Source organism: Bartonella bilalgolemi, assembly GCF_023500045.1.
GTDB lineage: Bacteria > Pseudomonadota > Alphaproteobacteria > Rhizobiales > Rhizobiaceae > Bartonella > Bartonella bilalgolemii.
In genome coordinates, this window is record NZ_JAMCOF010000001.1 from 178,382 (window position 1) to 190,128 (window position 11,747).

At 37.4% G+C, this 11,747-nt stretch carries 10 protein-coding genes; 5 read left to right on the top strand and 5 right to left on the bottom strand.

The genetic code is table 11. From position 1 onward, the window contains the following. The first annotated feature begins 32 nt into the window (after positions 1–32). The 5 genes from M4Z11_RS00710 to M4Z11_RS00730 are packed head-to-tail and all read left to right on the top strand — an operon-like array spanning position 33 to position 6,222. Positions 33–653: a LolA family protein gene (locus M4Z11_RS00710; RefSeq protein WP_249674440.1), complete on the top strand. Its 621-nt coding sequence runs from the start codon at positions 33–35 to the stop codon at positions 651–653. A gap of 6 nt (positions 654–659) precedes the next feature. Further along, positions 660–1,478 (top strand): exodeoxyribonuclease III, encoded by an 819-nt coding sequence (locus tag M4Z11_RS00715; RefSeq protein WP_249674443.1) that lies wholly within the window; start codon positions 660–662, stop codon positions 1,476–1,478. A 53-nt stretch (positions 1,479–1,531) separates the two neighbouring features. Beyond that, positions 1,532–3,016, top strand: coding sequence for an efflux transporter outer membrane subunit (locus tag M4Z11_RS00720; protein WP_249674445.1), 1,485 nt, complete (start codon positions 1,532–1,534; stop codon positions 3,014–3,016). Then, positions 3,013–4,236 carry an efflux RND transporter periplasmic adaptor subunit gene (locus M4Z11_RS00725; RefSeq protein WP_249674447.1) on the top strand — a complete coding sequence of 408 codons (1,224 nt, stop codon included), beginning with the start codon at positions 3,013–3,015 and terminating at the stop codon, positions 4,234–4,236. The genes M4Z11_RS00720 and M4Z11_RS00725 overlap by 4 nt, the downstream gene beginning before the upstream one ends. Positions 4,237–4,239: 3 nt before the next feature. Next, positions 4,240–6,222 carry a MacB family efflux pump subunit gene (locus tag M4Z11_RS00730; protein WP_249674449.1) on the top strand — a complete coding sequence of 661 codons (1,983 nt, stop codon included), beginning with the start codon at positions 4,240–4,242 and terminating at the stop codon, positions 6,220–6,222. Positions 6,223–6,406: 184 nt separating this feature from the next. Here M4Z11_RS00730 and M4Z11_RS00735 read toward each other — a convergent pair whose 3' ends face one another. The 5 genes from M4Z11_RS00735 to M4Z11_RS00755 form a co-directional block, all read right to left on the bottom strand. Continuing rightward, complete coding sequence (locus tag M4Z11_RS00735) at positions 6,407–7,087, bottom strand: YdcF family protein (RefSeq protein WP_249674452.1); 681 nt, start codon at positions 7,085–7,087, stop codon at positions 6,407–6,409. Positions 7,088–7,091: 4 nt separating this feature from the next. Next, positions 7,092–8,066, bottom strand: a complete 975-nt coding sequence (locus M4Z11_RS00740) for a cell division protein FtsX (protein WP_249674454.1) — start codon at positions 8,064–8,066, stop codon at positions 7,092–7,094. Further along, complete coding sequence (gene ftsE, locus M4Z11_RS00745) at positions 8,059–8,718, bottom strand: cell division ATP-binding protein FtsE (protein ID WP_249674456.1); 660 nt, start codon at positions 8,716–8,718, stop codon at positions 8,059–8,061. The genes M4Z11_RS00740 and ftsE overlap by 8 nt, the downstream gene beginning before the upstream one ends. Positions 8,719–8,823: 105 nt before the next feature. Continuing rightward, positions 8,824–10,779 (bottom strand): acetate--CoA ligase, encoded by a 1,956-nt coding sequence (gene acs / locus M4Z11_RS00750; RefSeq protein WP_249674458.1) that lies wholly within the window; start codon positions 10,777–10,779, stop codon positions 8,824–8,826. A gap of 223 nt (positions 10,780–11,002) precedes the next feature. Further along, a complete protein-coding gene (locus M4Z11_RS00755; RefSeq protein WP_249674461.1) occupies positions 11,003–11,683 on the bottom strand; it encodes a YggS family pyridoxal phosphate-dependent enzyme in 681 nt (226 codons plus the stop codon). Between the last annotated feature and the right edge of the window lie 64 nt (positions 11,684–11,747).

Genomic DNA, 11,747 nt, shown 5'->3' on the forward strand with positions numbered 1-11,747 from the left:
AGAGTATAGTAAGCATATGAGGAGCATTGTGTATGAGGGGTTATTTTTTTTTGTTGAGAAGAATAGTTAGTATTATTTTGTTATTTTTTCTGTTGAGTAGTCCTGTTTTTTCGCAGTCAGCGAAACAGTTAGCTCGGGCTCAGAATATTATTAATCATTTTGTAGCTATCAAAACAATGACAGGTGATTTTATTCAATTTAGTCCAAAGGGAAAAATAACTAAAGGAACATTTTATTTAGAGCGTCCAGGGAAAATTCGTTTTAGTTATAAAGGAGTGCCGTTGCAGATTATCGCAGATGGTAAATCTGTAGGAATTAATAATCGTGCTTTAAATACATGGAGTTTTTATCACCTGTCTCAAACACCAATGAAATTTTTATTAGGTAATACGATTAATTTATCGTCAAGCAATTTGTTAGCATTTCGAGAAGATCCGAAAACAATCATGATTATTTTACAGGATAAAACGATTGGAAAAGGACAGATAAAGATAATCTTTGATGCTCAAAGTTATGCGTTGCGGCAATGGGCAATTCTTGATCAACAAAATTTAGAAACGACTGTTCAAATCATGAATGTGCGTACAAACGTTAGATTTTCTGATGAAATGTTCGTAACTCCTTATAAAAATACTGTTACGAAATCGGAATAACAATTAATGCTTTTTCATATTGCTACTTGGAATATTAATTCTATTCGTCTCCGCCTTTCTCAGGTTCTTCAGTATTTGGATATTTTTTCTGTGGATATGTTATGCTTACAAGAAATAAAATGTCCAGACGATTTATTTCCACGTCAGTTTTTTGAAGCGGCAGGTTATCAGCATATCGCATTGAGCGGTCAAAAATCTTATCATGGCGTAGCGATTATTTCTCGTTTGCCTTTTGTCAGTATTGAAAAGCGTTTCTTTTGTCAAAAGGAGGATTGTCGTCACCTTTCAGTTGTTATTGAACTTCATGGGAGAAGAATTCGGATTCATAATTTTTATGTTCCTGCTGGTGGTGATGAACCTGATGTAAACAAGAATGAAAAATTTCGTTATAAACTCGATTTTTTAGAAGAAATGTCTTCTATTTGTTCGGATCAGGGAGATGGTTTAGCGTCTCTTTTGTTGGGTGATCTTAATATTGCTCCTTTGCCAGAGGATGTTTGGTCTCATAAGCAATTATTGAAGGTTGTTAGCCATACGCCGATTGAGACAGAGCGTTTACAAGCTTTATGTTGTGAAGGTGGATGGGTTGATTTGATGCGGATGAAATTTCCAATTCCTACCAAGCTTTATACGTGGTGGAGTTATCGTGCACGCGATTGGGCATTGGCTGATCGCGGTCGGCGGCTTGATCATATCTGGTCTTCACCAAATTTAGTGCCTTTCGTTAAAGAACTTTCAATTTTTCGTGATGCACGGGGATGGCCTCAGCCTTCAGATCATGTTCCAGTACAAACTTTATTTGATTTTTCAGGCAATTTAAAATAAGCATTGAATGAAGAAATCTAATGACTTGATTTTCGGAAAATGCAGAGGAATGAATGGAGACCAATAGTGTAAAACAGGTTTTATTAAAAGGACTTTTGTATCCTTTTTTTCTGTTTTTTTTTGTTCTGCCAGGGTGTGTTGTCGGCCCTGATTATCGTAAAACATCTTTTTCTGTTCCAGCAATTTGGGGGCAACATTCTTCTGCGCAAATTTCTGAACATCCGGTTGCACTTGCGGGCTGGTGGCGAAATTTTAATGACCCGGTTTTAGATGAGTTAATTAATGATGCAATTGCTGCAAATAACAGTATTGCTGTTGCTAAAGCACGGGTTCGTGAAGCACGGGCTAGTTTAGGGCAGGTGATTGGACATCTTTTACCAAGTGTTTCAAGTTCAATTGTGGGCAATCATAGTTCTAGCCAGTCGGATACTTCTTTGAGACAATATCGTGGTGGTTTTGATGCAAGCTGGGAGCTTGATCTTTTTGGAGGACATAAAAGAGCAGTTGAAGCAGCACGTTATGGTCTTGATGCGACTGTGGAGGATCTGCGGGCTACAATGGTTACTCTTTTAGGGGATATTGCAACGAATTATGTTGAAATGCGTGGTTGGCAAAAAAAACTGTCGATTGCACACTCCATTGCTGCGTTGCAGCGAAAAACAGCCCAATTAATAAAGGCTAAATTGGAAGCCGGTGATATCTCTGAGCTGGATAATTCAAATGCACAAGCGCAAATGATCAATACAGAGGCAGATATCATACAGATGGAAGTGAATTTATCGATGAGTATTCATCGTCTTTCCGTTTTAACTGGGCGTGTACCTGTAGCATTGCAGGATTTTTTGCAAAAAAGCGCTGAAAAGAAGCAGATTCCAAAGCCAAAATGGCCAATCTCTGTGGGAATTCCTGCTGATATTTTGTTAACACGTCCAGATTTACGACGTGCCGAGCGTCAATATGCTCAAGCGACAGCGCGAGTTGGTCAACGTGAAGCAGAACGTTATCCTTCATTAAGCTTAACGGGTAATATTTCTACAACAGCAGAATCCATTGGTCAATTAGCAAAAGGTTCAACGATTGGTTGGTCCTTTGGACCAAATTTTCGCTTTCCTTTTTTTAATGGAGGGCAGGTAGTTGCCTCTATTGCTGTAGGACGTGCTCAGCGTGATCAGGCTTTTATTGCTTATCGAGCGGCAGTGTTAGGAGCTTTAGAAGAAGTAGAGAATGCATTGGTGCGGTTGTATAAAGAACAACAGCGTTTAAAAAAATTGTTGGCTGCAAATGCAGCTTATTCACATTCATTGCAACTTTCGCAAGGCCTTTTTGAAAGTGGTAATACCAGCTTTCTTGAATTACTCAATGCTTATCGCTCTTATTATTCTTCACAAATGTCATTGAGTGATAGTCATATCATTCTAGCTAAGCATTATATTGCTTTGATGAAGGCATTAGGGGGGGGATGGGATGGTGTAGTTGATGTTTCTTTTCCAGAAGTCGTTGAGAAGATTACCAGTTCACATGTAAGGGTGAAACGATGATGAAATATTTTATGGAGAAATATTCAACTATAAAACGCAAAAAGCTTTTTTTATTTTGCAGTGTGGTGTTTATCATCTTTGTCTTTAAGATGCTCTTTGTCTTATTTGGGAGCAAAAATACACCAAATTATATGACAGCAGTGGTTACGCGTGGTGATATTGAAGAAACGGTTTTAGCTTCTGGAATTGTACGTCCTTATCGATTGGTGGCTGTTGGCGCGCGTGCAACAGGGCGTGTGGTTTCTGTTCGTGTTTCAGCTGGAGATGTTGTAGAAGAAGGAGATCTTATAGCAGAAATTGATCCTACGGATCAGGAAAATGATCTGAAACGAAAAAAAGCAGTTTTATCTTATTATTATGCGAGTTTAAAAGAGCATGAAGCTTATCTCATTTTGGCTAAACAAAACTTAGCACGTCAAAATAAAATGATTGCAGCACGAGCAGTTTCACGTGCTAATTTTGATGATGCAGTGACTCAAGTCAAAATACGTGAAGCTCAAATTGCTCAACTTCAGGAACAAATTGTACAAGCACAAATTGATGTGAAAAGTGCAGAAGTGAATTTAAGCTATACGCGGATAACAGCGCCTTCTTCAGGAACAGTTTTAGCAACCGTCGTCGAAGAAGGACAAAATATTAATGCAACTCAGTCAGCACCAACAATTGTTATTTTAGGCGATTTGTCAAAAATGACAATTAAAGCGCAAATTTCAGAAGCAGATATTTTAAAAGTTCATCCTGGACAAGATCTTTATTTCACAATTTTAGGAGATGTACAGCGCCGTTATGAGGGATCATTAGAGGCACTAGAACCTGCTCCTGAAGATATTCGTAGCGATATTAGTATTAATCCTAACATGTCAGGATCGAGTTCTTTAGCGTCATCGGCTATCTATTACAATGGGCTTATCCATGTTAACAATAACGATCGTTTTTTGCGCACTTATATGACAGCTCAAGTGCATATTATATTAGGACGTGCTCGAAATGTATTGTTGGTTCCAAGTGATGCTTTACGCAATGAGACGAAAGAGCATAAAGCATGGGTGCAGCTTTTGGTTGGTCGAGACAAAGTTATTGCAAAACAAGTAACCGTCGGACTTAATAATAAAGTAATGGCTGAGATTGTTTCTGGGCTCAATGAGGGTGATGTGGTGGTGGTTGGTGCACAAGATGGGTTACTAGTATCTTCTAATTTACAAAGTGAAAACAGGGTTTAAAACATGATAACAGAATCGAAGGATACTGTTCTTGTATTGGAAGATGTAGTTCGTGAATTTCGTGCAGGTGAGACATTGATCCCTGTTTTAAAAAACATCAATTTAACCATTAAGCGTGGTGAGATGGTGGCAATTGTAGGAGCGTCAGGTTCAGGAAAATCTACGTTAATGAATATTTTAGGGTGCCTTGATCGACAAAGTTCAGGGCGTTATTGGATTTCTGGTAAAGAAACAGCTTTGCTTTCAGCAGATGATTTGTCAGCTTTGCGACGCAATCATTTTGGTTTTATTTTCCAGCGTTATCATTTGCTCAAAGAATTAACAGCTCTCGGAAATGTTGAAATTCCAGCTATTTATGCAGGCTGTTCAGTAGAAATAAGAAAACAACGTGCACAGAGTCTTTTAACACGTTTAGGGATGCGTGATCGAATGGGACATTATCCCAATCAGCTTTCGGGGGGGCAGCAGCAACGTGTTTCAATTGCTCGTGCTTTAATGAATGATGCTGATATTATTCTTGCAGATGAACCAACCGGTGCTTTAGACAAAAAAAGTGGTCAAGAAGTTTTGCATATTTTAGATGAGCTTCATCAAGAGGGAAGGACTATTATCATTGTAACTCATGATATGCAGGTGGCCGAAAGGGCAGATCGTATTATTGAAATCAGTGATGGAGAGATTATTTCTGATAACGTTTCAAAAATTAAAAAAATAAACAGTAAGGAAAAATTTCTTCACAAAGAAGATAATCTAAAAAGCACTCAACAGTTGGGAATTTTCCGTGCTTTTATAGGACGTTTTTGTGAAGCGTTTGTTATGGCTTTATTGGCTATGAATGCCCATCGAATGAGAACTTTTTTAACAATGCTTGGGGTAATTATCGGTATTGCTTCAGTTGTTGCGATGATTGCTTTGGGAAATGGTACCCAGAAAAAGATTCTTGAAAATTTAAATAGTTTAGGGGTCAATACATTAACAATTATGCCAGGTAAAAGCTTTTCTGATCCACAGTCAGGCAAAATAACCAGTTTAGTGGAGGCAGATGCGGAAGCACTATCTGAATTACCTTATGTTGCTGGTGTTACTTCTCAGATTTCAGTAAGTTCGATGGTGTATTATAATGCAATTGAAACAAAGGCTGTTGTTGTTGGTGTAGGAGAACAATTTTTTCAAATACAAGGGCTAAAAGTAATTAAAGGAAGGTTATTTGATCAATCAAGTGTGCGTGATCGAGCCGTTGATTTGATAATAGAAAAAGAGGCACTTTCTGTTCTTTTTCCTCATAGTCAAGAAGATCCCATTGGAAAAATTGTGCGTGTGGGTAATGTGCCAGCTCGTATTATTGGTGTTGTGGATTCGCAAAACAACGGAGGCGTATCAGATACAATACAGATTTATTTGCCTTATACGGCGGTGCAAATGCGCTTTCTTGGTAGGACAGATGTTCGTTCTATTATTCTTAAAGTTGCTGATAATGTCGATTCGCAATTGGCAGAAACTATGATTCGGCGTTTGTTAATTATGCGGCATGGACAAGAAGATTTTTTTATTAGAAATTCAGAATTGTTTCGTGCAAAAATTATGAATAGTACAGAAATTTTATCGCTTTTAGTGACTTCGATTGCGGCAATTTCGCTCATTGTAGGCGGAATTGGAGTGATGAATATTATGTTAGTCACTGTTTCTGAGCGGATTAATGAAATTGGAGTACGTATGGCGATTGGTGCACGCCAGAGTGATATTTTGCAACAATTTTTAATTGAATCGATTTTGGTTTGTGTGATTGGTGGAAGTTTAGGGGTTCTCTTTGGACTTGCCATTGGAGGTTTATTTATATTGGGGAATTCTCCTATACAATTGATTTATACTGTTCGTTCAATCATAATGACTGTTCTTTTTGCAGCTTTTATTGGGGTGTGTTTTGGTTTTTTTCCAGCACGAAAAGCTTCACGCCTTGATCCTGTTGTTGCTCTTGCACGTGATTAAGAATCCTTATTCAAAAGGATGATGTCTCTTTTCGTGATTGTGAGACTAAAGGGCGATATCGTTCAGAATGAAAGATCAGATTATTGAGTAGTTTTTGGGATGTTAAGAGTTAACAATATCTATGATTCAGGGGAATATGGAAAAAAGATTAATTGTCTAAAGTCAAAAGACATTTGAAATTTTTTTACAAAGAAGACAGTATTATTCTTATTTTTACACTAATATTTTTGACATATTCAAGGGCAAGAAGACGTATTTGATTGGCTTGTTTTATCCAGCTATCCGCAACATCTTGTTTTATAGGATAGGCAATAAAATTGACGTTAGGCATTAAATATTTAAACTCAAGTAAAGAACGGATCATATGATAATCATGAGTAACGATATAAAGTGTTTTATAGCGATGCTTGTTGATCCAATGAGCACTTTCTTTAGCATTCCCTTGAGTGTTGACTGCTTGATGATCAATATCAACACAACAAGAAAAGAGTCGAGGATTGATATTCATTATACGGACCAGTTTATGAGGATGTGTTGTTGTGTTTACTCCGCTGATTAATAGCCGCGAACCAAGCTTTTTTTGTAAAAGCTCTAATCCTGTTTCTATTCTGTTTTTCCCTCCTGTAAGGACAATAATTGCATCGACTTTCGGTAAGGGATGCGGAGGGATAAGTTGCCCAACTTTTTCAGTAAAAGCAACAAAAGTAAAACAAAAAATTAGAATGATGATCAAAATAAAGAGGACTGTTGGTGGCAAATAGTAAAAAAATCGTTTACGCTTTTTCGTAACACTTATTTTGTGCTCAAGAAGAGAGTTTTGCTGCCTATCATGGGCAAAATTGGAATCAGGGGTGTTTTGGGTCATAAAATTAGAATAGGCCGTTTTCGCATTGATCGATTTTTTTAAGTTGTGCTAGAATAGTAGTTCGATTGGTTAGCGTCGTGACGATAGCGACACAAAAAATAAGAATGAGAATTTTTCCATAGGTGCTGAAACTAATGGAAAAGTGTCCAAATAAAGCGGTAATTTGACGCGTTTTTTCTAACCCTAAATTGTAATTTGTCCAAAGGATAAAAGCATTAAAGAGCAGTGTACTTATCACACCGCCGTACAATGCACCGCGGAATGCAGTTTTAAAAAAATGCCAATCAAACTGTTGGGCAATGAAAACGGTTTCAGTACCGAGAAAATATAAGACATTAATGATATGCCTATTTTCTGCTAGTGCGTTACGTGTAGCAAAAATAATTGTAAGGATCAGTGAGCCAAGAATGAGGGCTAGAATTGTAAAACCAATAAAAACGGTTGTTTGTGCCATAGTGATAAATCGCTTTACCCAAAAGCTGTGATCATCAAATTGACCACCTGGAATTTGTGTTTTAATAGCGTGACTGATTGCTTGAAAGTCAGCTTTTTCATTTTCTTTCAAAGTGACAATGATGAGTCGGGGAATGGGAAATTCTTTGAAGGATATACCTGTTCCAAGCCATGGTTCAAGTAATTTTTCAGTGGCTATTTGATCAATAATTTTGGCGTTTTGTACACCTTGAAATGTTTTCACCAATTTAACAGCATCAGAGAGAGCTTTTTCAATATCAACATTTTCAATTGGACGAATTTGAATTGTTGCTTCATAGCTAATTTCGCTGCTCCAATTATTTGCAGCGTGTTGTACTAGATCAACGCTGATTAATGTTAAGCTTGAAAGGAATGTCATGATAGCAATGACTGCAACTAATGCTTGCCCAGAGATATTATTACTCGGAATAATAGGCGTTCTTTTTTCTTGATTAACTGTAAAAATGCGTTTTGGAATGTAGAACATGAGCGAAGATTTATTCATAAATTGTCATCCGTCCCTGGTGAAGAATTAGACGCCGCGCTGCAACTTGCTCCATCAATGAGATATCGTGGGTGGCAATGATGACAGCTGTGCCAAAACGATTTAATTCAATAAATAAACGAAGTAAACGCGATGCTAAAGATGGATCAACGTTTCCTGTAGGCTCATCTGCGAGAAGAATTTCGGGTTGATCAATAAGAGCACGTGCAATTGCTACTCTTTGTTTTTCTCCACCTGAGAGTACGGGTGGTAAAACGTGAATATAATTTCCAAGACCAACCCATCGCAAAAGATCTTCTACTTCACTGCGATAGGTTGCTTCTTCTTGGCCCTTGATGCGTAAAGGCAAAGAAACATTTTCATAAGTTGTCATATGATCAAGCAGTCGAAAATCTTGAAAAACAACCCCAATACGTCGTCGTAAAGCAGGAAGTTCTTGTCGTTTAAGTAATGCTGTATCATTTCTAAATAAATCAATGTGACCACGAGTTGGTTTGATTGCGAGAAACATAAGACGCATCAATGATGTTTTTCCTGATCCAGAAGCTCCAGTTATAAATTGGAACGATCCTTCGGGAATGTGAAAGCTGATATCGTGGAGGACTTCAGGTCCCATTCCATAGCGCAAACCAACATTTTCAAAACGAATCACTTTTAAGTACCACTTCTATTTTGGGAGTGAATATGATAAAAATTCTCTCTTAAATACATAATATTTTTACTTTTTTTTTCAGTATTATTGTTCTATTGAATAATCTCAATTATTTTCTATATTTTGCCGATTGGCAATAAGGTCATCGATGACTTGTGGCTCGGCAAGAGTTGAAATATCTCCTAGGGCATCAAGATTATTTTCGGCAATTTTTCGCAAAACACGTCTCATAATTTTTCCTGATCGTGTTTTGGGCAATTGGGCAGTAAATTGAAGTTTATCTACTGTCGCAATAGCTCCAATTTCTTTTCTTACATGTTGAATAAGACTTTGGTGTAACTTTTCACTTGATGTTATTCCTTCCATTAAAGTTACAAAACTATAAATTCCTTGTCCTTTAATAGAGTGAGGATATCCTACAATAGCCGCTTCTGAAACAGAAGGATGTGAAACAAGGGCTGATTCAAGCTCAGCAGTTCCTAGCCTATGACCGGAAACATTAAGTATATCATCAATTCGTCCTGTAATCCAATAATAGCCATCGCTATCACGTTTACAACCATCGCCTGTAAAATATTTTCCTTTATATGTGGAAAAATATGTTTGGATAAAGCGCTTATGATCATTATAAAGGGTACGCATTTGACCAGGCCATGAATCAGCAATACAAAGATTTCCTTCTGCTTCTCCTTCCAAAACATTTCCTTGAGCATCAATGATTTGTAAATGGATGCCAAAAAATGGATGTGTAACCGATCCCGGTTTGAGTGTTGTAACTCCGGGAAGAGGAGTGATTATATGTCCTCCTGTTTCTGTTTGCCACCATGTATCAATAATGGGACAATGGCTGTTTCCGACAGTATGATAGAACCATTCCCATGCTTCCGGATTGATCGGTTCGCCTACTGTTCCTAAAAGGCGTAGAGATGTTCTTTGAGAGCGTGTGACATATGAATCTCCTGCTCCCATTAAAGTACGAATGGCCGTTGGTGCAGTGTAGAGTGTATTGACTTTGTGTTTATCGACAATATCCCAGAATCTGCCTTTATTAGGGAAAGTTGGTGTGCCTTCGAACATTAAGGTGGTTGCACCATTACATAAAGGCCCATACACCAGATAAGAATGGCCAGTGATCCAGCCAATGTCAGCTGTACACCAATAAATTTCATGGGGATGGTAATCGAAAACATATTGGTGTGTCATCGATACATAGACAAGATATCCGCCTGTTGTATGCAGAACACCTTTTGGCTTTCCTGTTGATCCTGAGGTATATAGAATAAAAAGAGGATCTTCTGCATTCATTTTTTCGGGGAGGCAATCAGTTGAAGCATGAAGGGCCTCTTCATGATACCAGAAGTCACGTTCTGTAACCCAGCTAATTTTTTCATTTGTGCGTTGTATAACCATAACATGGTTGACATGCACATTGTGGTGCGCTGCTATATGAATGGCTTGATCAATATTCTCTTTTAAATTAATTGTCTTTCCTCCACGTAAAGCCTGATCAGCAGTAATGATAAAAGTTGATTCACAATCAATGAGACGTCCTGCAATAGCTTCAGCAGAAAAACCAGCAAAGATAACTGAATGAATAGCTCCAATACGAGCACATGCGAGCATAGCGTAAGCTGCTTCAGGAATCATTGGGAGGTAGATGGTGACTCTATCCCCTTTTTTAATTCCATATTTTTTTAAAATGTTTGCAAAACGACAGACTTTTTCATAAAGGGCGTTATAAGTTATTTTTTGATCAATATTGGGATCATCGCTTTCCCAAATGAGTGCGATTTGATCACCACGATTTTTTAAATGACGATCAATGCAATTATAGGCCACATTTGTAATTCCATCTTCATACCATTTAATCGATACAGAGTCATTAAATGAAGCGTTTTTTGCCTTTGTATAGGGTTTAAACCATTCAATACGTTGACCGTGTTTTGCCCAGAAAGCTTCTGGATTGTTAATGCTTTCTTGGTATTGTTGTTGGTAGACTTCATAATCAATGAAAGCTGTTTTTTTGAGATGCATTGGTACGGGATAAATTTTTTCAGACATTGTTTTCCTCCTCTTTAATTGATGTCAAAAAAGTTGCTGTATTGCTATCTTATTATTTTATTAGGGACCACTTTTTCATGAGTACTTTGATAAGAATGAAAGTATTATGTTCAACGTAGGTTAAGTCGTAAGCTTGAATTGTTAATTTTATGCAATGAATGTCACAAAAAAAGCTTTTTTATATAAGTTCGTAAAAGATGGAAAGGCTAAAAAAAGACAATTCTTAAAAGGAGCGAGCGCCAAATAAAGCTGATCCAATACGAAGAACATTTGCGCCAAATTGGAGAGCAATTTTAAAGTCATTGGACATGCCCATAGAGAGTTTTGGAAGACCAGTTTCTTTTGCAAGTTTTGCTAAAAGAGCAAAATAAGGGCCAGGATTTTCTTGAATAGGGGGGATCGCCATCAGCCCAATGATATCAAGTCCATAATTATTTTTGCATTGAGTAACAAAGGCTTTTACTTCTTGTGGAAAAATGCCACTTTTTTGTGGTTCTAATCCTATATTGACTTGGATATAGCAGGGAAGATGCTTTTTCTGTTTGTGCATTTCTTCTGCTAGGTTTTTAGCTATTTTTTCTCGATCAACAGTTTGAATGACATCGAAGATTTTAACAGCTTCTGCTGTTTTATTGGATTGTAAGGGACCAATGAGATGAAGTTCGATTGTGTTAAATTTTTGTCGTAAGGAAGGCCATTTTTCGGCTGCTTCTTGCACACGATTTTCAGCAAAAAGGAATTGTCCTGCCTGCAGAAGAGGGACAATATTGTTTGCGGAAACAGTTTTTGAAACAGCAATGAGTTGAATATTCTCCATGGGACGATGATAATCCTGACATGTTTTGGCAATGTCTTGTTGAAGGTTTCTCCATGCGTCAATAGAGGAAATATTAGGTGTATTCATAGGGCTATGCTTTCTGTTTTTATGCAGGAATTAGATAATTTTTTATAAAAGCTTTAAAATAATT